Annotated in this window: 21 protein-coding genes and 2 tRNA genes; 12 read left to right on the top strand and 11 right to left on the bottom strand. The window is 67.6% G+C overall.

The features are described from left to right. Positions 1 to 90 precede the first annotated feature (90 nt). Entirely contained in the window at positions 91 to 558 is a 468-nt protein-coding gene (locus tag EV672_RS11795) for an Lrp/AsnC family transcriptional regulator (protein ID WP_133609419.1), read from the top strand. A 21-nt stretch (positions 559 to 579) separates the two neighbouring features. Here the strand turns inward: EV672_RS11795 and EV672_RS11790 are convergent, their stop codons facing one another. Further along, positions 580 to 1,758 (bottom strand): serine hydrolase domain-containing protein, encoded by a 1,179-nt coding sequence (locus EV672_RS11790; protein WP_133609417.1) that lies wholly within the window; start codon positions 1,756 to 1,758, stop codon positions 580 to 582. A gap of 130 nt (positions 1,759 to 1,888) precedes the next feature. Here EV672_RS11790 and EV672_RS11785 point away from each other — a divergent pair, with 130 nt between their 5' ends. Further along, positions 1,889 to 2,089: a hypothetical protein gene (locus EV672_RS11785; RefSeq protein WP_133609415.1), complete on the top strand. Its 201-nt coding sequence runs from the start codon at positions 1,889 to 1,891 to the stop codon at positions 2,087 to 2,089. Positions 2,090 to 2,289: 200 nt separating this feature from the next. On the opposite strand, the gene EV672_RS11780 is transcribed toward EV672_RS11785, so the two are convergent. The 7 genes from EV672_RS11780 to uvrC all read right to left on the bottom strand — a co-directional run bounded on the left by EV672_RS11780 (position 2,290) and on the right by uvrC (position 8,229). Further along, a tRNA-His gene (locus EV672_RS11780) sits at positions 2,290 to 2,365 on the bottom strand. Between the two features lie 40 nt (positions 2,366 to 2,405). Further along, positions 2,406 to 4,331 carry a SurA N-terminal domain-containing protein gene (locus EV672_RS11775; RefSeq protein WP_133609413.1) on the bottom strand — a complete coding sequence of 642 codons (1,926 nt, stop codon included), beginning with the start codon at positions 4,329 to 4,331 and terminating at the stop codon, positions 2,406 to 2,408. Positions 4,332 to 4,475: 144 nt separating this feature from the next. Further along, positions 4,476 to 4,551: transfer RNA gene (locus EV672_RS11770), tRNA-Val, on the bottom strand. Between the two features lie 25 nt (positions 4,552 to 4,576). Then, positions 4,577 to 4,849 carry an HU family DNA-binding protein gene (locus EV672_RS11765; RefSeq protein ID WP_133609412.1) on the bottom strand — a complete coding sequence of 91 codons (273 nt, stop codon included), beginning with the start codon at positions 4,847 to 4,849 and terminating at the stop codon, positions 4,577 to 4,579. Positions 4,850 to 4,879: 30 nt separating this feature from the next. Beyond that, positions 4,880 to 5,446 carry a CDP-diacylglycerol--glycerol-3-phosphate 3-phosphatidyltransferase gene (pgsA, locus tag EV672_RS11760; RefSeq protein WP_133609410.1) on the bottom strand — a complete coding sequence of 189 codons (567 nt, stop codon included), beginning with the start codon at positions 5,444 to 5,446 and terminating at the stop codon, positions 4,880 to 4,882. Between the two features lie 25 nt (positions 5,447 to 5,471). Further along, positions 5,472 to 6,050 carry a hypothetical protein gene (locus EV672_RS11755; RefSeq protein WP_243738650.1) on the bottom strand — a complete coding sequence of 193 codons (579 nt, stop codon included), beginning with the start codon at positions 6,048 to 6,050 and terminating at the stop codon, positions 5,472 to 5,474. Next, entirely contained in the window at positions 6,037 to 8,229 is a 2,193-nt protein-coding gene (gene uvrC / locus EV672_RS11750) for an excinuclease ABC subunit UvrC (protein WP_133609408.1), read from the bottom strand. Before uvrC ends, EV672_RS11755 begins: the two co-directional genes overlap by 14 nt. Before the next feature lie 59 nt (positions 8,230 to 8,288). Between uvrC and earP the strand changes: the two genes are divergently transcribed. The 3 genes from earP (at position 8,289) to EV672_RS11735 (ending at position 11,224) form a co-directional block, all read left to right on the top strand. Beyond that, positions 8,289 to 9,482, top strand: coding sequence for an elongation factor P maturation arginine rhamnosyltransferase EarP (gene earP / locus EV672_RS11745; protein ID WP_133609406.1), 1,194 nt, complete (start codon positions 8,289 to 8,291; stop codon positions 9,480 to 9,482). Positions 9,483 to 9,590: 108 nt separating this feature from the next. Next, entirely contained in the window at positions 9,591 to 10,145 is a 555-nt protein-coding gene (gene efp, locus EV672_RS11740) for an elongation factor P (protein WP_133609404.1), read from the top strand. 89 nt (positions 10,146 to 10,234) lie between these two features. Next, a complete protein-coding gene (locus EV672_RS11735) occupies positions 10,235 to 11,224 on the top strand; it encodes a pseudouridine synthase (protein WP_133609402.1) in 990 nt (329 codons plus the stop codon). Here EV672_RS11735 and EV672_RS11730 read toward each other — a convergent pair. Together EV672_RS11730 and asd are read right to left on the bottom strand one after the other, a co-directional pair. Beyond that, positions 11,185 to 12,060: a Tll0287-like domain-containing protein gene (locus EV672_RS11730; protein ID WP_166643553.1), complete on the bottom strand. Its 876-nt coding sequence runs from the start codon at positions 12,058 to 12,060 to the stop codon at positions 11,185 to 11,187. The genes EV672_RS11735 and EV672_RS11730 overlap by 40 nt on opposite strands. Positions 12,061 to 12,146: 86 nt before the next feature. Next, positions 12,147 to 13,004, bottom strand: coding sequence for an archaetidylserine decarboxylase (asd, locus tag EV672_RS11725; RefSeq protein ID WP_133609607.1), 858 nt, complete (start codon positions 13,002 to 13,004; stop codon positions 12,147 to 12,149). A 305-nt stretch (positions 13,005 to 13,309) separates the two neighbouring features. Between asd and EV672_RS11720 the strand changes: the two genes are divergently transcribed. From EV672_RS11720 to EV672_RS11710, 3 genes are read left to right on the top strand one after another with little or no spacing between them, the layout of a single operon-like run. Further along, a complete protein-coding gene (locus tag EV672_RS11720; protein ID WP_133609605.1) occupies positions 13,310 to 14,293 on the top strand; it encodes an ABC transporter substrate-binding protein in 984 nt (327 codons plus the stop codon). Next, a complete protein-coding gene (locus EV672_RS11715) occupies positions 14,290 to 15,075 on the top strand; it encodes an ABC transporter ATP-binding protein (RefSeq protein ID WP_133609398.1) in 786 nt (261 codons plus the stop codon). Before EV672_RS11720 ends, EV672_RS11715 begins: the two co-directional genes overlap by 4 nt. Positions 15,076 to 15,094: 19 nt before the next feature. Next, positions 15,095 to 15,934, top strand: a complete 840-nt coding sequence (locus EV672_RS11710; protein ID WP_133609396.1) for an ABC transporter permease — start codon at positions 15,095 to 15,097, stop codon at positions 15,932 to 15,934. 20 nt (positions 15,935 to 15,954) lie between these two features. Here EV672_RS11710 and EV672_RS11705 read toward each other — a convergent pair whose 3' ends face one another. Then, complete coding sequence (locus EV672_RS11705) at positions 15,955 to 16,500, bottom strand: DUF1415 domain-containing protein (RefSeq protein WP_133609394.1); 546 nt, start codon at positions 16,498 to 16,500, stop codon at positions 15,955 to 15,957. Between the two features lie 43 nt (positions 16,501 to 16,543). Between EV672_RS11705 and EV672_RS11700 the strand changes: the two genes are divergently transcribed. The 4 genes from EV672_RS11700 (at position 16,544) to EV672_RS11685 (ending at position 20,751) form a co-directional block, all read left to right on the top strand. Continuing rightward, positions 16,544 to 17,134, top strand: a complete 591-nt coding sequence (locus EV672_RS11700; protein WP_341770485.1) for an MOSC domain-containing protein — start codon at positions 16,544 to 16,546, stop codon at positions 17,132 to 17,134. A gap of 108 nt (positions 17,135 to 17,242) precedes the next feature. After that, positions 17,243 to 18,088, top strand: a complete 846-nt coding sequence (locus EV672_RS11695; RefSeq protein ID WP_133609392.1) for an urease accessory protein UreD — start codon at positions 17,243 to 17,245, stop codon at positions 18,086 to 18,088. 124 nt (positions 18,089 to 18,212) lie between these two features. Further along, positions 18,213 to 18,926: a response regulator gene (locus EV672_RS11690; RefSeq protein ID WP_133609390.1), complete on the top strand. Its 714-nt coding sequence runs from the start codon at positions 18,213 to 18,215 to the stop codon at positions 18,924 to 18,926. 13 nt (positions 18,927 to 18,939) lie between these two features. Continuing rightward, on the top strand, positions 18,940 to 20,751 hold the full coding sequence (locus EV672_RS11685; protein WP_133609388.1) for an ATP-binding response regulator: 1,812 nt from the start codon (positions 18,940 to 18,942) through the stop codon (positions 20,749 to 20,751). Positions 20,752 to 20,759: the final 8 nt, after the last annotated feature.

The raw sequence follows: 20,759 nt of genomic DNA, 5'->3' as shown, positions 1-20,759 counted from the left end.
TGCCCTCGCAAGCCCGGCAGATGCTGCCAAACTCATGCCTGATTGGGCCCCATTTTGGCAGAACATTGCGCCCAGGTGCAAAATCAAGCCATGACACACGAAATCGACCGCCACGACAGGCAGATCCTCGCCGTGCTGCAGGCAGACGGCCGCATCAGCAACCAGGACCTGGCCGACCGCATCGGCCTGTCGCCCTCGCCCTGCCTGAGGCGCGTGCGCACGCTGGAGGAGGCCGGCGTCATCGCCGGCTACCGCGCCCTGCTGGACGCGCGCAAGCTGGGCCTGTCGCTGATGGCGCTGATCGGCATCTCCATGGACAAGCACACGCCCGACCGCTTCGCCGCGCTAGAGGCCGTCATCCGCGACATCCCCGAGGTGCTGGAGTGCCTGCTCATCACCGGGCAGTCGGCCGACTACCAGCTCAAGGTGGTGGTGCGCGACATGGACGCCTACCAGCACCTGCTGCTCAACCAGATCACGCAGATCAAAGGCGTGACCGGCGTGCACACCAGCTTCGTGCTGCGCCGGGTGGTGGACCGCACCGCCCTGCCCGTCTGAGGCATCAGGCGGCGGCGCCGCTCACTTCAACGGCTTGAGCCGGTCCGCGATGGCGCGGAACAGTGCGATGGCCTCCTCGTTGTGCGACCCCTCGGAGAAGTCATCGCTCAGGCGCACCACGACCACGTTCTGCCGCGGCGACACATAGACCATCTGCCCATGGATGCCCAGGGCCGTGAAGTCACCGCGCCCGCCTTCCAGTGGCCACCAGTGGTAGGCGAAGCCGAACAGCTCCTGCGTCTTGGCCTTGCGCGGCACGGCGGTCGAGCGCCAGGCGCCTGGGTCGTCGAAACTGGTGGCGCGCTGCACCCAGGCCTCGTTGAGCAAAGGCCGGCCCTGCCAGCGCCCGCCCTGCGCCATCCACTGTCCGAAAATGGCGTAGCTGCGCGCCGTGGCGAACAGGCAGCACAGGCCGAAGTCCTGCCCCTGGTCATCGGCCAGCACACGGGCGTCGTCGGGCATGCCCAGCGGTTGCCAGATCTGGCGCGAAATCAGCGCGTGCAGCGGCTGCTTGGTCGCGCCTTCCAGCGCCATCGTCAGCGCCTGCGAGGCGATGCTGGCGTAGGCGTAGCGGCTGCCCGGCGCCCAGGCGCGGTCGAGCTCGGGCGCCAGGGTCTTGTCGCGCAGGGTCGCGCCGAGGACGCCGAAGCTCACGCGGTGAGCGATCACCTGCTTGAACATCGTGACCCGGTCAACCTCCTCGTCGTAGCGCACGCCCGTGCTCATCAACAGCGCCTGGCGGTACGTGACGCCCCGAAAGCCGTTGATGGCCAGTGCGGGCGCGTGGCGGTCCATCGGCTCGTCGAGCGACGCAATCTGCCCCTGTTGCACGGCGATGCCCACCAGGTTGGACAGCAGCTGCTTCATCATCGACCAGGACTGGTGCAGGGTCTGCGGCCCGTTGGGCCAGCGGTGGCGCTCATAGACCACCTGACCGTCACGCAGCACCAGCAAGGCCTTGACCGAGGCGCGCGACTGGAAATCGCCGATGGCCCAGCGTTGGCCATCGCGCTCGTAACGCACCGTGCCGAGGTCCACCGGCTGGCTGGGCAGCGCGGCGCGGCCCGTGGCAGGGCCCTTCACGTCCGACCCGGGCAGCACCCACTCGGGATGGAAGAGCTGGGGCGGCAAGGCCTGGGCGGCCAAGGCGCTCAGGCCGAGCAAAGCGGCCGTAGCGGCGCGCAGCAAGCGGTGGGACACGGCATCTCCTCGGGACGTTGTTGTGAAGTTTTTTCACGAATTGTCACACCACCGTGTCATCCCGGACGCGAGGCGCCGCGTTGAACCCTCAGCCCGGGCTCATCCAGCCGGGCCTTGGAAGGACCGCACCATGCGTCAGATTGCCCCCCTGCCCCGAGTTTCTGCCCCCCTGCCCCCGGCTCGCCCCGTCGTCGATGCTGGCCTGCGCAGCTCGGCCGCCCCAGCCCACAAGGCCCCCGCCGTCAACCAGCCCTGGTTCGGCCGTGACGACTGCCATTGCGACGACGGCCCCGAGCGCATGAGCAAGCGCGCCGTGCACGGTCGCTGGTGAGTCCAGCCATGGCGGGCCGCATTGGCCGCCATGGCATGACAAGTCCGCGGTGAACATCCCCTGCAAGGCCCAGCCCTGCAGGGGATTTTTCATGGCGCAGCGCTCGGACCGGGCGCCACTTTCACCGCTGTGGCAGCGATGTGGACACGCCAAAGAAAAATCCCCTGAGAGGCGAACCTGTCAGGGGACTTCTTATACGGTGGGGTGGCTGATGGGACTCGAACCCACGACAACCAGAATCACAATCTGGGACTCTACCAACTGAGCTACAGCCACCGCAGCAAAGACAGAAATTATAGCGTGCTTTTCAAGCCTGTCACGATGCTGACGCAGATTTTTGCGCGTTCATCACCTTCTTGCCTTCGTTCAGGTACTCGACCTTGTGCTTGTGCTTGAGGGCCTGGTAGTAGGCATCGGCTTCGGCACGGCCCCAGTACGAACCGAACTGGTTCTGGGTTTCCTTGAGCTCCTGGGGCGAGATCTCCAGCGGCAGCACCTTGTTGACCTTGAGCACGGCCACACCATCGGCACCCAGGTCCACCAGCGTGAATGCAGGCAGTTGCTTCTCGGGCACGCGCAGTGCGGCGTCCAGCACCAATGGCGGCTGGGAGAACATGGTCTTGCGCGACATCTTCACCGCGGCGGGCAACTCGGCCTTGTCGGGTGCGGCCTTCCAGGCGGCCAGCTTCTTGTCGGCGTCGGCACGCGCGGCCTTGGCCGCGGCATCGGCCACCCAGCGGGTGCGCAGTTCGTCCTTGACCTCGTCGAAGGCACGCAGCGCAGCCGGACTGTGCTTGACGATGCGCGCCGACACCAGCTTGTTGGTGCTCACCTCAACCGCCTCGGTGTTGCGGCCCTTGGCGCGGTTGTTGGCATCGAACAGGGCGTCCAGCACGCGGCGGTTGCTCAGCGGCCCCTGGTCCTTGGCGCCCGGCACATGCAGCACGCCGTTCATGGTCAGCAAAGGCAGCTTGAGCTCGTCGGCCACGGGCTTGAGGCTGTCGGACTGCTCGTACACCGAGTTGGTGAAGCGTTCAGCAGCCTCGGCAAACTGGCGTTGGGCCAGTTGCTTGCGGGCCTCGTCTTCGATCTGTGCGCGCACGGCTTCGAAGGGCTGGGCCGTGCCACCGCGCACATCGTTGAGCTGGATGATGTGCAAGCCATACTCGGTTTCCACCAGGCCGCTGACCTCGCCTTTCTTGAGCTTGAAGGCAGCCTCGTCGAAAGCCTTGACCATGGCGCCGCGGCCGAAGAACTCCAGGTCACCACCGTTGGCGGCCGAGCCCGGATCGTCCGAGTTCTTGCGTGCCAGCTCGGCGAACTGGGCAGGGTTTTGCTTGATCTGGGCCAGCAGACCTTCGGCCTTGGCGCGGGCGGCCTTCTTCTGGTCGGCGGTGGCACTGGCGTCCACCTTGATCAGGATGTGGCTGGCGCGGCGCTCTTCGGGCGTGCTGTAGCGGGCTTCGTTTTCCTTGTACGAGCGGCGCAGGTCGTCTTCGCTGACGGTCACGCGCTGCTTGAGGGTGTCGATGTCCAGCACCACGTACTGCACGTCGGCGCGCTCGGCGGCTGTCAGCCAGGCGGCGTTGGCGGGGTCTTTGTAGAAGGCCTGCAACTGCTCGGGCGTCGGGTTGAGCTGGGCTGCGTACAGCTTGGGCTCGAACTTGGTCCATTGCACTTCGCGCACCTGGAAGAGGGCGTCCACCGCCTGGCGGTTGGACAGCAGCGAGGTCTGGCCCGTGGCCTGCACGCCGCCCAGCACCTGGCCCAGCACCAGTTCCTGGCGCACCATGGCCACGAACTGGTTGGGCGTCATGCCGCGGGCTTCGAGCAGGCCCTTGTTGAAAGAGCCGTCCGGGTTGAACAGGCCGGCAAAGCGCGGGTCGGTGGTGAACTGGCGCAGCAGGCGGTTGTCGCTGACGCTCAGGCTCTGGTCGGCAGCGGCTTCGGCCAGCACGTACTGGCGAACCAGGGCGTCGAGCGACTGGCGGCGGGCTTCGGGCGTGTCGAACTGGCTGACATCGACGTTGGGTTGCTGCGAGCGCACACGTTCGATGAAGTTGCGGTGGGCGTTGTCCCACTCCGCCTGGGTGATGCTTTGCTTGCCGACCTTGGCCACCACGCCTTCGTCACCGGAAAAGCTCGAATACCCCTGGAGGCCGAAGACCACGAAGGAAGGCAGGATCAGGATCAGCAGCAGGAGCTGCAGGAGGCGCGTGTGCTTGCGGACGAAATCAAACATGTCGGAGGGTGGTCAATGAAGCCAGTCAGGAACATCTGGACGGGTAAAGCGGTCACCGACTGCGAAGGCCCAGACAGGACAAAGGCGAACCGGAGTTCGCCTTGGTTCAGGGTGCGGGCCTCACCGTCAGATCACCATCGGGCTTGGTGGGTGCTGAGGGACTCGAACCCCCGACATCCTGCGTGTAAGGCAAGCGCTCTACCAACTGAGCTAAGCACCCGATGATCGGGGGTTATCTTAATGCATTACAGGAGGCCGTCCTTGAGGGCCTTGCCGGCGCGGAACTTGGCCACTTTGGCTTTTTTGATCTTGATTTCCTCGCCCGTGCGCGGGTTGCGCCCCGTGCGTGCGAGACGCGTGCTCACGGCGAAGGTGCCGAAGCCCACGAGGGTCACGGCATCGCCCTTGCGCAGGGCGCTTTGCACCCCCTGGATGAATGCCTCCAGCGCGCGCCCGGCAGACGCTTTGGACAGGTCGGCCTGCTGGGCGATGTGCTCGATCATCTCGGTCTTGTTCACGGAAGATCCCCTCGGATGTGCCTGACGTGCTCAGCTGACCTTCGCGCGGATGGCCGGCAGCGCTTTCTGGAGGTAGTACACCATGGACCAGACCGTCAGCGCCGCGGCGATGTAGATCAGCACGGTGCCCGCCGTCCGCGTGTGGATGAGCCCGAACAGCTCGCCGTCGTAGAGCAACAGCACGATGGCGCCCATTTGCGCGGCTGTTTTGAGCTTGCCCAGCATGTGCACGGCCACGCTGCGCGAGGCACCGATTTGGGCCATCCATTCACGCAAGGCGGAAATCGCGATTTCGCGGCCAATGATGACCAGGGCCACCAGGGCGCTGACGCGGTGCAACTGCAGCAGGATGAGCAGCGAGGCACACACCAGGATCTTGTCGGCCACCGGGTCGAGGAAGGCGCCGAAGGCCGAGGTCTGGTTCAGGCGACGCGCCAGCCAGCCATCGGCCCAGTCGGTGATGGCCATGGCGATGAACAGGCAGCTCGCGGCGAGGTTCACCTGCGCCATGGGCCAGGGCAGGTAAAACATGCCCACGATGACCGGGATCGAGACGATCCGCGCCCAGGTGAGCATGGTGGGCAGGTTCAAAAACATGTCGCCATTGTGCCCCGCATTCGGGTCAGGGCTGGTCCAGCGTCATGGGCTTGAACTTGCGGTCGCCGTTGAAGAGGAAGGTTTCGTTGAAACGCCAGGGCTTGGGCAGGCGGGAGACGTCGCCATACGGGGCCGCGCGGTGGATGGCGGCGATGGCCAGCTTGACGGTGTCGCGGGCCTGGCTGGGGTAGCGCATGACGCTGACGTTGCGCACGCTGCCGTCGCCGTTGAGGTCCACCGTCATCACGGGGATGGCCAGCAGCATGGCGGGCGGCTTGTCCATGTAGGTGCCGTCGGGGTTGGCGGCCACCATGCGGCGGGCGGCCTGTTGGCGGGCTTCGCCCCAGCTGCGTGGCGATTGCGGCGCTGGCAGGCGCACCTCGGTGCGGCGGCTGCCTGGCGCAGGCGGGGTCTGGGGGGTGTCGGCACGGGCATCGGGACTGGTGGGGGTGCCAGCGGGCAGCGGCCCGGTACGGCCGCCGGGTGGGGGCGTCTGGCAGGCCGACAGCACCAGGGCAGCGCCCAGCAGGGTGGCCAGCAGCGTCGCGCCAGCCTGAGCTGGCCGGTTGGAGGCGTTGGAGGGGGTGTTTTCAACGCAGGGCACGGTAGATCTCCTCGGCCAGTTCACGCGAGATGCCATCGACGCCGGCCAGGTCGTCCACGCTGGCAGCGGCCACGCCGCGCACGCCACCGAAGCGCTGCAGCAGGCGGGCGCGGCGCTTGGGGCCCACGCCGGGGATGTCTTCCAGGCTGCTGCTGCCGGTGCGCACGCTGGCGCGCTTGGCCCGCATGCCGGTGATGGCGAAACGGTGAGCTTCGTCGCGGATCTGCGCCACCAGCATCAGCGCGGCCGAGCTGGGCGAGAGCTGCAATTTGGGCCGGCCGTCGGCGAACACCAGCTCTTCCAGCCCGACTTTACGGCCTTCGCCCTTCTCCACGCCCACGATGATGGACAGCGGCAGCCTCAGTTGCATGAAGACTTCGCGCGCCATGCTCACCTGGCCCTTGCCGCCGTCGATGAGGACGATGTCGGGCACGCGGGCGACCTTGCGCTTTTTGCCGTCCTTGGCCGCGACTTCGGGCGTGCCTTCGCCAGCATCATCGGCATCACCCGCCATGCTGGCATCGCGGTAGCGGCGCTCCAGGGCCTGTTTCATGGCCGCGTAGTCGTCGCCCGGGGTGATGCCGGTGATGTTGTAGCGGCGGTACTGCGCGGCCTGCATCTTGTGGCCTTCATAGACCACGCACGATGCCTGGGTGGCCTCGCCCGCGGTGTGGCTGATGTCGAAACACTCGATGCGCAGGCCGGCGAGCGGGTCGTGGCGCTGGAGCGGGGCCTCGGCCGGGGTGGGCGCATCCGCGACACCCGAGGGGGCGGCGCCTGCCATGCCCGCATCGGCTGCGGTGCCCTCGCCTGCCTCGGCGGCATCTTCCAGGCCTGCTTCGCGCGCATCGAGGTCCAGGTCCAGGTTGAGCGCCTCGACCAGCGCCCGCGTGCGCGCTTGCTGCGAGCCTTCCTCGCTGAGCAGCCGCGCCAGCGAGAGCTCAGCGCCCTTGATGGCCATGTCGAGCCAACCGCGCCGTTGCTCGCGCGGCTGCAGCACCACCGTGACCTTGCGGCCTGACTGCGCGCCCAAGGCCTCCACCAGCTCCGGGTCCACCGGGTGGCTGAGGATGAGCAGGCTGGGCACCACCCCGCCGATGTAGTGCTGCGCCAGGAAGGCTTCCAGCACGGCGACTTCGGTGGATTGTGACCAGGCCTCGGCGGTGCGCTCATCGGTCGCCACGTGCGCACCAGTTTGTGCCTCATGCCCCGCGGGCAAGGCGTCCGCGTCGTTGGCAGCCGCCAGGGCGATGTGGTCTTGCACGTGCACGGGGAAATGCGCCCGGTCGCCGAGGTGACGCCCGCCCCGCACCATGGCCAGGTTGACGCAGGCGCGCCCACCCTGGACCTTCACGGCCAGCACATCGACGTCCTTGTCCATGACCGTGTCCACCGACTGCTGGTGCAACACGCGCGACAAGGCGCTGATCTGGTTGCGCACCTCGGCGGCCTTCTCGTAGGCCATCTCTTCGGCGAAGGCCATCATGCGCGTCTGCAGGTCGGCCAGCACGGCTTCGGGCTCGCCCAGCAGGAAGCGCTCGGCCTGGCCCACCGCGCTGCGGTAATCCTCCTGGCTGACCATGCCGACGCAGGGCCCGCTGCAGCGCTTGATCTGGTAGAGCAGGCAGGGCCGCGAACGGTTGTTGTAGATGGCGTCTTCGCAGGTGCGCAGCTGGAAGACCTTCTGCATGAGCTGGATGGTGCCCTTCACCGCCCAGGCGTTGGGGTACGGCCCGTAGTAGCGGTGCTTGCGGTCCACCGCGCCGCGGTAGTAGGACATGCGCGGGAAGTCCTGCGAGGAGATCTTCAGGTAGGGGTAGCTCTTGTCGTCGCGGAACAGGATGTTGAATCGCGGGTTGAGCGTCTTGATGAGGTTGTTTTCCAGCAGCAGCGCTTCTGCCTCGCTGCGCACCACCGTGGTCTCCATGCGGTCGATGCGCGAGACCATGTGCCCGATGCGGGTGCCACCGTGGTTCTTCTGGAAATAGCTGGAGACACGCTTTTTGAGGTCGCGCGCCTTGCCCACGTACAGCACGCCGTTCTGGGCATCGAAGTAGCGGTACACGCCGGGCAAGGCCGGCAGGCGGCTGACCTCGGCCAGCAGGCGTTGCCAGGTCTGCTCGCGCGCGGAGGCGGACGTGGCGCCCGCGGCGTCGCTGTCGTTCGGAAGATCGCTCATGGCGCGATTGTCCGACAGGCGCGCGAAGTGCCGCGGCGGGGCTTGCCATAATCCGGCGCATGCTGTGGGATGTGTTCTGTCGGGTCATCGACAACTTTGGCGACATCGGCGTGTGCTGGCGCCTGTGTGCAGACTTGGGCGCGCGCGGACACACCGCCCGGCTCTGGGTGGACGACGCCTCGGCGCTGGCCTGGATGGCGCCGCAGGGCGCGCCCGGCGTACAGGGCGTCGAAGTGCGGCCCTGGGCCGAGGCCGAATGCCCGGCAAACGCCGAGGCACTGACACCAGGCGACGTCGTCATCGAAGCCTTTGGCTGCAACCCGCCCGACGCCTTCCTGGCCCGCATGCAGCGCCCTCACCCGCCGGCCTGGGTCAACCTCGAATACCTCAGCGCCGAAGATTACGTGGCGCGCAGCCACGGCCTGGCCTCACCCGTGTTCAGCGGCCCTGCGGCCGGGCTGCGCAAGCGGTTTTTCTACCCCGGCTTCACCTCCGCCACGGGCGGCCTGCTGCGCGAGCCCGGCCTGATGGCCCGCCAGGCCGATTTCATGGCGCACCAGCGCCTGCCCTGGCTGCAGGACCTGGGCGTGCCCGCCTCGGAGGCCGACCGGCTGGTGTCGGTGTTTTGCTACGCCGGCGCGCCGCTGGGCGACTGGCTGGACGCGCTGCAGGCCCAGGCCCTTCAAGCCGCCTGCGATGCCCCAGCAGACACAGGCCCGGCCGCATTCCCCCCCTCCCCCGCAGGCATCACCCGTGTGCTGCTGACGCCCGGCCATGCGACCTCGCTGGCGCAAGCCTGGGCCGCGCAAGGCCGCCACACGGCGCCACAAGCCCTGGCCCTGCACCCCTTGCCGGCGCTGGCACAAACCGAGTTCGACCTCCTGCTGTGGGCCTGCCACCTCAACATCGTGCGGGGCGAGGATTCCGCCGTGCGCGCCCTGTGGGCGGGCCACCCGCACGTCTGGCACATCTACCCGCAGGACGACGGTGTGCACGCCGACAAGCTGGACGCCTTCATGGCGCGCTGGATGCACGGCTGGCCGCCCGCACTGCGCGACGAGGTGCAGCGCAGCTGGCGGCACTTCAACCAGATCCAGCCTGCCCGCCATGCCACGGGCGCCGGACTGCACTTGCCGGATTGGCGCGTCGCCGATGGCGCCTGGGCCCAGGCCAGCCAGGATGCGCGGGCGGCGCTGCTGGCGCAAACCGATCTGGTCACGCAATTGACGCATTTCGTCGCCGGCTCAGGGTAAAATCCAAGGCTTTGCTTCGCGCAGCTTGTTCGTTGTTGACCACGGCTGCCCGAGACGCCCCCTTTTTTGCATCTGACCGATTCAGACACACTCCATCGGGAATCCACCATGAAAACCGCACAAGAAATCCGCGCTGGCAACGTGATCATGCAGGGCAAGGACCCGATGGTCGTCCTGAAGACCGAATACAGCCGCGGTGGCCGCGGCGCCGCCACGGTCCGCATCAAGATGAAGAGCCTGCTGAGTGGCTTCGGTCAAGAAACCGTCTTCAAGGCCGACGACAAGATGGACCAGATCATCCTCGACAAGAAGGAGTGCACCTACTCCTACTTCGCCGACCCGATGTACGCCTTCATGGACGCCGAGTACAACCAGTTCGAGATCGAAGCCGAGAACATGGGCGACGCGATCAACTACCTGCAAGACGGCATGGAAGCCGAAGTCGTGTTCTACGACGGCAAGGCCATCTCGGTCGAACTGCCCACCACCATCGTGCGCGAAATCGAGACCGAACCCGCCGTCAAGGGCGACACCTCCGGCAAGGTCATGAAGCCTGCCCGCGTGGTCGGCACCGGTTTCGAGATCCCCGTGCCTTCCTTCGTGGAAAGCGGCGACAAGATCGAAATCGACACCCGCACGCACGAGTACAAGAAGCGCGTCTGATCGCGCACGGTTGACCTGCGGATCCGTCCCGCACGAAGACAGCCACAAAGGACACCCTCGGGTGTCCTTTTTTCTGCCCAGCCGCCACGATGTCCCGCCCCACCCGCATCCTGCTGCCCACCCGCGATGGCGTCAGTGCCAGCACGGTGGCCACGCCCCCAGGGCCTTGGGCCACGGTGCTGGACTTCCTGTGCGAGCGCATCCCGGCCGTGGCGCGCGAGGACTGGGCGCAGCGCATGGCGCGCGGCGAGGTGCTGGACGCGCAAGGCCAGGCCGTGCCACCGGGGGCGCCTCACCGCGCGCAGACGCGGTTGCATTACTGGCGCAGCCTGCCGTTCGAGCACCGCATCCCCTTCGAGGAAACCATCGTCTTCCAAGACGCGTTCCTCGTGGTGGCCGACAAGCCCCACTTCCTGCCAGTGACGCCCAAAGGCCGCTACCTGCACGAGACGCTGCTGGTGCGGCTGAAGAAGCGCACGGGCATCGACACTCTGGTGCCCATGCACCGCATCGACCGCGAAACCGCGGGGCTGGTCGTCTTCACGGTGCAGCCGCACACGCGCAACGCCTACCAGGGCCTGCTGCGCGATCTGCGGGTGCACAAAACCTACGAGGCCATTGCGCCGTGGCGAGAAGGGCTGGCATGGCCACAACGCCGCATCAGCCGGCTGGCGGAAAGCCTGCACTTCATGGCCATGCACGAGGTGGGCGGTGCGCCCAATGCGGACACCTTGATCGAGGTGATGGCGGTGTCTGACATGCGCGCTGGGCCGCGTCTGGCCCACTACCGCCTCACACCCCGCACCGGCCAGAAGCACCAGCTGCGGGCGCACATGAACGCGCTCGGCCTGCCCATCCTGGGCGATCAGATCTACCCGGAACTGCAGCCGGCCTTGCCGCCCGGGCAAGCGCCCGACTTCAGCCGACCGCTGCAGCTGCTGGCCAAATCACTGCGCTTCACGGACCCCATCACCGGCGAGGCCCGCGCCTTCGAGAGCCTGCGCAGACTGCAGCTGCCCGAGGGGCCCCCAACTTGCCCTCAACCCTGCGCCCGGGACCTGCCGCCCACACCCAGATAGATAACACCCAGGCCCGCCACCAGGGCGACGGCCAGTGCGCCCCAGGCGGCCACCGGCACGCTGTCGCGCAAGAGGTTGGCGCTCGTGGCCACGGGCAGCTTCACGCTGATCAGGCCCACGGGCTGCCCCGCCTTGTAGCCAAAACCGCCGCCACCATTGAACTGTTGGTTCACCCGCAGGAACTCAGGCGCCTTCTCGGGCGTGTCGTGGCAACGCAGGCAAGACGACTGCGCCACGACGGCGCGGGCGTACAGCAAGTGGCCGCCCTCAACTTTCCAGTACTCCTGGCCGGCCTTGGGCTGGGCCAGGGGCAAGGCCGCAGCGGAAGGCGTGGGCTGCACACTGGCGCCACCCGTGCGCTGGAAAGCCGATTGCAGGGCGTCCAGCGCTTCGATCTCGAACGCATTGGGCGCGTTGTTGCGGTTGAGCACCGTGCGCGCCGTCAGGCGGTACTGCGCACGGCTGCCAGAGGCCAGCAGCGTGTCGGCCACCTCGCGCTGGATCAAGGCGGGGTTCTTCCAGTGGTAGGCCTCGACGCGCTCCATGGCACCGCGCTCGTCATGGCGGCGCTCGCTGCGCGAACCCTGCAAGAACCCGGCATCCTCGTCCGTGCCGGCATACACCGAGCGCGTCAGGAAGCTGCCCGGCAAGCCCGCCGATGCGCCCTGCGTGCGGGCGTGCACGCCGCCGTACTGCGAGGCCCAACGCCCCACCGTTTCGGCCATGTCGGCCACGATGCGGCCTTCGTTCACCGAGCGCGACAGCAGCAGCGCATCGCCGGTCAGCCACGCGGCCGTGCCGAGCGCGCCCACCAACAGCGCGACAAGCGCTCCCATGAGGACGGCGCGTCCCCCATTTTTCTCTTGATCAGCCATGATGGATCGGCCCGAAGGCCTTGCAGTTGGAATCGGTTGCGTCTGGGTCAGACGCCGTCGGCATTGCGAACGGCCATGACCTCGCCCATGCGGATGCCTCGACCAGCACACCACGCTGCAGGCCAGATCATGGGCCCGGCAGGCCACAGCATGACGACCGTAGAACCAAGCAAAAACCGGCCCATTTCCTCGCCTTGGCGCAAGGTGATGTCCTGGCCGTCGTAGCGCCACTCGCGCACCTCGCCGGGGCGCGGCGGGTTGACCTGGCCGTGCCACACGGTGGCCATGCTGCCCACGATGGTGGCACCCACCAGGGTCAGGATCATCGGGCCATGCGGTGTTTCGAACAGGCAGACCACACGTTCGTTGCGCGCGAACAGGCCGGGCACGCCGCGGGCCGTGGCCGGGTTCACCGAGAACAACTCGCCCGGCACATGCACCATGCGCAGCAAACGCCCATCGCAAGGCATGTGGATGCGGTGGTAGTCCTTCGGGCTGAGGTAGAGCGTGGCGAAGTGGCCGTTCTCGAACTGCGCGGCCAGGTCGCGGTCACCACCGACCAGCGCGGTGGTGGAATAGCTGTGCCCCTTGGCCTGAAAGACCTGATCGCGCTCGATGCGGCCAAACTGGCTGATGGCCCCATCGACGGGCGACACCCAATCGGCCTGCGCCAGCGGACGCGCACCGGCCTTCAGAGGCCGCGTGAAAAATTCGTTGAAGCTGGCATAGGCAGCGGGGTCGGCTTGCGCCGCCTCGGCCATGTTGACGCCGTAGCGTCCGATGAACCAGCGGATGAACGCGGTGGTCAATGCACCGCCTCGGGCGGACGCACCCCACCCGGCCAGCTCGGTCAAAGCCCGCTTGGGCAAGACGTGTTGCAAGCCCACGAACAGGCGCTCGGACAGCGGCACGACCGCGGCGACATCAGGAGTAATGCGATCTGACACAGGGCCTTCCAGCAATGCCATGGCACCACGCCACGGCTTCGTGCACGATGCACATCGGCAACACGCCGCGCCACCACCACACGACCCGCGATTGTAGGGTGCGCCCCTGGGCCGGCATCGGGTGAGAATGGCGCTCAGATGCGGGATGGCAGACGCACATCCACCCCACCGTCACACACCCGACCTTCACACACCCCAACGCCGCACCCACCCCGGAGCCCTGCATGCGCCTCGCCCCACGTTCACCGACCCCATCCGTGACAATGCGGCCCTGGGTGCTGCTCGCGTCCATGCTGGTGCACACACTGTGGCCCGCCGCCACCGCCCATGCCGCCGAGAAGTTCACCTTCCTGACCGACTGGTACGCCCAGGCCGAGCACGGCGGCTACTACCAGGCGCAGGCCACCGGCCTGTACGCCAAGGCTGGGCTGGACGTCACCCTCAAAATGGGCGGCCCGCAGGTCAACCTGATGCAGTTGCTGGTGGCCGGCCAGGCCGATTGCATCATGGGCTTCGACAACCAGACACTCAAGGCCTGGGAGCAAGGCATCCAGGCGGTCAGCGTGGCCGCGGCTTTCCAGAAGGACCCCGCCGTCCTCATCGCCCACCCGCAGGTGAAGCGCATCGAAGACCTCAAGAGCCACACCATCCTCGTGGGCCAGGTCGGCCAGGTCACCTACTGGCCCTGGCTGAAATCGCGCTACGGCTTCACCGATGCGCAACTGCGCCCCTACACCTTCAACCTCCAGCCCTTCCTGGCCGACAAGTCGCTGGCACAGCAGGGCTACCTGGCCTCTGAGCCCTACAGCATCGAGAAATCGGCTGGCTTCAAGCCCACGGTCTTCCTGCTGGCCGACCTGGGCTGGCCACCGTACGCCAACGCCGTGGTCTGCATGGCCGACACGCTGCAGCGCAAGCCCCAGCAAGTCAGCGCTTTCATCCAAGCCTCCATGCAGGGTTGGAAAAGCTACCTGCAGGGCGACCCATCCCCCGCCAATGCCTTGATCAAGAAGGACAACCCCAACATGCGGGATGACGTCATTGCCCAGGCCATTGCCAAGCTCAAATCCGAAGGCGTGGTGATGGGCGGCGATGCGGCCAGGCTGGGCATCGGCACCATCACCGATGCGCGCATGCAGAAAACCTACGACGTGATGGTCCAGCACAAGCTGCTCGATCCTGCCAAGGTCAACCTGAAGAAGACCTACACCACCCGCTTCGTGCAAGACCTGAAGGTGATGCCCTGATCGAACTCGACGCCGCCGGGCAGGTCTATCCCAACGGCCTGCGCGCCCTCCTGCCCATCGACCTGCGCATCCGCGAGGGCGAGTTCGTCTCGCTGCTGGGGCCCTCCGGCTGCGGCAAAAGCACCTTGCTGCGCATGCTGGCCGGGCTGCTCCAACCCAGCTCGGGCGAGGTGCGCGTGCAAGGCCAGCCACCGGCGTCTGCCGCGGCCCGCCAGCACCTGTCCTTCGTGTTCCAGGAGCCCACCCTGATGCCCTGGGCCACGGTGGCCGCCAACGTGCGCCTGCCGCTGGACCTCGCCGGCGTGCCGCGCCCCGAGGCCGAGGCCCGCGTGGCACAGGCCCTCGCGCAAGTCGGGCTGGACGGCTTCGGTGCGCAACGTCCGCGCGAGCTGTCCGGCGGCATGCAGATGCGGGTGTCGATCGCGCGGGGCTTGGTCACCCGCCCTCGCCTGCTGTTGATGGACGAGCCCTTCGGCGCGCTCGACGAAATCACCCGTCACCGCCTCGATGCCGACCTGCTGGCGCTTTGGCGAGCACAAGGCCTCACCGTGGTCTTCGTCACGCACAGCCTGAGCGAGGCGGCCTACCTGTCGTCGCGCGTGGTCGTCATGGCGCCGCGCCCCGGTCGCATCGTCGATGACATCGCCCTGAGCACGCCCTGGCCGCGCGAAGCCCACCACCGCACCAGCCCTGGCTTCAACGACGTGGTGCGGCGCCTGGAAGACGCCTTGGCCGGCACCGGCGATGGCACCGCGCCCCTGGCATCGCCACAGCCGTCTTGAGCAGCACTGAGCCCGCCCCATGCCCCACGACGCCATCACCGCCCATGCATCCCGCTCAGCCCATGCCAGCACCCTGGGCGCCAGGCTGATCCGCCTGCCCTGGCTGCTGCCCCTGTGCGTGGCCGCGCTGCTGCTGGGCGGCTGGCAAACCTGGGTCACGGTGGCCGACATCCCGCCCTACCTGCTGCCCTCGCCCTGGCGCATCGCCCAGACCCTGACCAGCGACTGGGGCCTGCTGAGCGCCGCCTGGTGGGTGACCGTGAAGATCACGCTGTGGGCCTTTGTCTGTGCGGCGCTGCTGGGCATGGCCGTGGCCTTCGCCTTCGTGCAAAGCCGCTGGATCGAGGCGGCCTTCTTCCCCTACGCCGTTTTGCTGCAGGTCACGCCCATCGTGGCCATCGCCCCGCTCATCATCATCTGGGTGAAAGACCCGACCTGGTCGCTGGTGCTGTGCGCCACGCTGGTGGCCCTGTTCCCCATCATCGCCAACACCACGCAAGGGCTGCGCAGTGTCTCGCCCGGCCTGGCGGCGTATTTCGCGTTGCAAGGCGCCAGCCGCTGGCAGATGCTGTGGCGGCTGCGGCTGCCCTCGGCCCTGCCCTATGTGCTCACGGGCTGGCGCATTTCCGGCGGGCTGGCGCTCATTGGCGCGGTGGTGGCGGAGTTCGTCGCCGGCACAGGCGGCACGGCCACCGGCCTGGCCTACCAGATCCTGCAATCGGGCTACCAGCTCGACATCCCACGCATGTTCGCCGCGCTCACCCTGGTCACGCTGACAGGGGTGGCGCAGTTCGCCCTGCTCTCGGCCCTGTCACGCCGGGTGCTGGCCGGCTGGCACGACAGCGAGGTGCTGGGCTGATGCTGGGCTGAACGCCAGGCTCAACCCACCCAGAGCTTGCGCCAGCCCTCGTGGCCCAGCTTGTTCAGCGTCTCGATGTTGGTCTCGTAGATGGATTCGGCCTCGGGGAAGGCCGCCACCGCCTTGTCCAGGCTGTCCTCGCGGATGATGTGCAGCGTGGGGTAAGGCGAGCGGTTGGTGAAGTTGCCGATGTCGTCGGCCGTGGCATCCGCGAACTGGTAATCGGGGTGGAAGCTGGCCACCTGCAAGACGCCATCGAGCTCCAGGGCCTCCAGCGCCGCGTCGGCCAGGTCCAGGAAGTCGTTGAAATCCAGGAAGTCCTGCAGGGCTTCGGGGTGGATCAGCAAGGTGGTGTCCACCGCCTCGGGGTCGGCCTCGGCGAGGAACTGCAGCTCCGCCACGAGGTCGTCCAGCAGGGCCTCCGGCGTGGTCGCCTCGGACACCGTCCAGCGGATCTGCTCCTTGACGTGCACGGCCTTGGCGAACGGACAGAGGTTGAGGCCGATCACGGCGCGCTCCATCCAGCGGCGGGTATCGGCGATGATGGCGTCTGGGTCGAGATTCATGCCCGCATTGTCGCTGGGAACACACCCGCTGCCACACCTGTCCATGCCCGAGACACCCACGCCCATGCCGGAAACACACCCGCTTTTCCCCTCGGCCTCCGCCCTGCCAGCCCACCCCACGATGCGCGAGTTGTCGCGCCACGCGCCCCACATCGGCCGGCTTGACGCCATCCACCTGCGTCCCGCCAGGCTGCAAGCCGTTCAGTCGGTGGACTCGGCCATCGCGCTGGTGGACCAAGGCCTGCAAGGCGACCGCACGGCCGCACGCGCGCCCAGCCGGCCGGGCGGCAGCAAAAGGCAGGTCACGCTGATGCAGGCCGAGCACCTCGGTGTGATCGCCGCGCTCACGCACCGTGACAGCGTGGACGCCGCCGCCTTGCGCCGCAACCTGCTGGTCTCTGGCCTCAACCTCGTGGCCTGCAAAGCCTTGTTCAAAGACACGCCCTTGCTGCTGTGCATTGGCACCGAGGTGCAACTGGAACTCACCGGCCCCTGCGACCCGTGTTCGCGCATGGAGGCCGTGCTGGGCCCCGGCGGCTACCACGCCATGCGCGGCCACGGCGGCATGACGGCCCGCGTGCTGCGCGGGGGCGTGCTGCGTGTGGGCGATGCCGTGCGCTGCCTGCCCGGCTGAACACCGCTGATCGGGGCGACATGGCATGGCCCTTGCATCAAGTTGGTGCATGGGCCACCCGCTGGCCCCCACCCCATTCCTGCGCTCATTGCAGCACCCCAAGGGCCCATGACCTGGCACGGCCAACTGCACCTGAATTACACCTGCGACGGCGAACGCACCATCGCGCTGGACCGCCACCACGGCCCCTTGCGCGTGCTGCAACGCCTCTACCCGGAGGGCCCTGGCGTCTGCCACCATGTGCTGGTGCACCCCCCTGGCGGCATCGCCGGCGGTGACGTGCTCGACATGCACGTGCAGATGGCGCAAGGTTGCCACGCCCTGATCACCACCCCCGGCGCCACCCGCTTCTATAAAAGCCAGGGGGACGAGGCCGTGCAAAGCCTGCATGCGCGCCTGTCACCCGGTGCGCGCCTGGAGTGGCTGCCCCTCGAAACGCTGGCCTACCGCGGCTGCCGCGCGGTGAACCGCATGCGCTTTGACCTCGCCCCCGGCGCCGAAATGATGGGCTGGGACGTGCTCGCCTTGGGCCTGCCCGCCGCGGGCGAGCACTTCGACGACCCCGCCTTCGCGCACGGCCGCTTCACCCAGGAGATCCACCTGCCAGGCACCTGGCTGGAACGCGGCACCGTGGCCGCCCACGACGCCACCCTGCTCGACAGCCCGCTGGGCTGGGACGGGCGCCGCGTCATGGCCACCCTGTGGTGGGCCAGCGGCGCCCCCGCCTCGCTGGCACAGCGCGAGGCATTGCTCCAGGACGCCCGCGAACTGCAGGCCGACAGCCCCCTGGCATCGCACAGCGGCAGCACCAGCCCGAACGCCCAGGTCGTGGTCCTGCGGGTGCTGGCCGAGCGCGTCGAGCCTGCCATGGCCTTGCTGAGCGCCGTCTGGGCGCGCTGGCGCCACACCGCCTGGGGGATGGCACCCTGCCCGCCACGGGTGTGGCGAACCTGACACCCCCTCTGTGGGGTATTCACCTTGCGCCATGGGGAAGCCCACTATCATCCTGCCCAAACAAAGAGGATCGCTGCAGTTGAGCTGCGCGCTGTGGTGATCCTGCCAACGCAGGAGTACCGCCATGAAGGTTTTGCTGATCGACGATCACCCCTTGATCCTGTCTGCCTTGCAGTCGGTGATCCTGAGCATGGGGGACCACGTCAGCGTGTCCACCGCCGACAGCGGCCGCACAGCCCGGGAAACCCTGCGCCAGGACCTCAGTTACGACCTGGTGCTGCTGGACTTGCAACTGGGCGATGTGGACGGCTTTGACCTCCTCGCCGACCTGCGCAGCCGCTACCCCGCCTTGCCCGTGGTCGTGGTGTCCGCCTCCGACCGCACCAGCGACGTCATCCGTGCCATCGACATGGGCGCCATGGGCTTCGTGCCCAAGCGCGCCAGCAACGACACCCTGCTCGACGCCCTGCAGCAGGTCATCTCTGGCGGTGTGTACGTGCCCCCCATGAGCATGGGTGCCGACTTCCAGCACACCCTGGCCCACTCGCCCGCCCTGCGCCAGGTCCAGCAGCAGGCCCAGGTCTCTGACTTCCAGAGCGTGCCCAGCCTGCGCGACCTGGGCCTGACCCACCGCCAGGCCCAGGTGCTGCACCTGCTGCTCAAAGGCCAGCCCAACAAAATGATCGCCCGGGAACTCGGCCTGTCCGTCGAAACCATCAAGGACCACGTGGCCTCCGTGCTGCGCCTGCTGGGCGTGAGCTCGCGCACCCAGGCGGTCATCGCTGTCAGCCAGATGCTGCAGCGTCAGGCAGGCGCCCTGACGGCCGGCCCACGCTGAGCCGGAGCCGCACATGTCCCTCGCCACCGCTGCCGAACGCGCCCTGCCAACACCCTCCGACGCCATCCTGCTGGAAGACAGCACCCGCCTCGTTTACCGCCAGCACAGCGCGGCCCTGATCGGCCAGTTCCTGGGTGTGCTGGCCGTCACCATGGCCTTCTGGCAGCACGCACCGCACCCGATCCTGCTGGGCTGGACGGGCAGCTTCACCTTGCTGTGGGCCCTGCGCTTCGTCAACCTGCTGAGCTACGAGCGGGCCGTCCTGCAGAACCGGGTGGACCCAGGCCCTTGGTACCGACGCTGGAAGATCGGCGCCATCCTCAGCGCGGCGCTGTGGGGTGTGGTGCCGGTGCTGCTGTACCGCCACGGCGGCCACTTCGAGCGCCTGGTGGTGATGCTGGCGGTCTATTCCTACGCCATCGGCTCGGTGCCCTACATGGCGGCCCACACCCGGCTGTTCATCGGCTGCATGGCCATGTACTTCGTGCCCATGATCACCATCACCGCCATCTACGACGCCCAGGGCCTGCAGATTGCCGGTGTCTGGGGCCTGATGTGCCTGTGCGTGTTGACGCTGGGACACGCCTTCCGCAACATGTTCGGTGAGATGGTGGGCCTGCGCATGCACACCCAGGAGCTCGCCCACAAGCTGCGCGGCGAGATGAAAGCCGCCGAGGCTGCCCAGCGCGATGCCGAAGCCGCGAACCGCGCCAAGACCCAGTTCTTTGCCGCGGCCAGCCACGACCTGCGCCAGCCGCTGCACGCCCTGGGCCTCTTCGCCGAGGCCTTGCGCAACCGCAGCAAGGACGTCGAGGTCGCCCACCTGGTCAACAGCATCAACAGCTCGGTCGATGCCCTGGAGGGCCTGTTCAGCGAGTTGCTGGACATCACCAAGATCGACACCGGCGGCGTGGACATCGAACCCGAGCACTTCGCCATGCGCGATCTGTTCACCCGCATCCAGCTGCACTTCGAGCCCATCGCCTTCGAAAAGGGCCTGATGCTGAGCTTCCATGGCGAGCAGCACCACTGCTACGCCGACCCGCTGGTGGTCGAGCGCATCCTGCGCAACCTGGTCTCCAACGCCATCCGCTACACCGAAGACGGCGGCGTGCTCGTGTCCTGCCGCAAGCGCGGTGATCAACTCTGCCTGCAGGTCTGGGACACCGGCATCGGCATCGCCGACAAGGAGCAGGGTCGCATCTTCGAGGAGTTTTACCAGACGCAGAGCAACCGCCCGCTGCAGCCCCATCACCGCAAAGGCCTGGGCCTGGGCCTGGCCATCGTCAAGCGCCTGGCCGACCTGATGTCCGCGCCGCTCACCCTGCGCTCGCGCGTGGGACGCGGCACCGTGTTCACCTTGATGCTGCCCATCGGGCGGGCACCGCGCATGCAACCCGTCAGCAACGCACCCAAGCCCTCGCTGGGCGTCACGCTCGACCGCCGCCACATCGTCGTGGTCGAGGACGAGCTGGCCGTGCTGGAGGGTCTGCAGGTGCTGCTCAAGGGCTGGGGCGCCACGGTCAGCGCCTTTGACTCCGTGGCCGCCGTGAGCGCCTGGGCCGAAGGCTTCGACCCCGACACCACACCGCGCCCCGACTTGCTGATGGTGGACTACCGCTTGCCCAACCAGCGCACTGGCATCGAGGCCATCAAGGTCCTGCGCGACATTTTCGGCCCGGCGCTGCCCGCCATCCTCGTGACCGGCAGCACCATGACGCAGCACGAGGAAGAGGCGCGACAGCACCAGTTCCACGTGCTGCTCAAACCGGTGGTGCCGACCAAGCTGCGGGCGATGATCGCCTTCAAGCTCGGTCTGCGCTGAGCCCGCTC

This window comes from Aquabacterium commune, assembly GCF_004362855.1.
Taxonomy (GTDB): Bacteria; Pseudomonadota; Gammaproteobacteria; order Burkholderiales; family Burkholderiaceae_C; genus Aquabacterium; species Aquabacterium commune.
The sequence above is the reverse complement of the archived record's forward strand: the minus strand, read 5'-3'. Positions and strand labels throughout refer to the sequence as shown.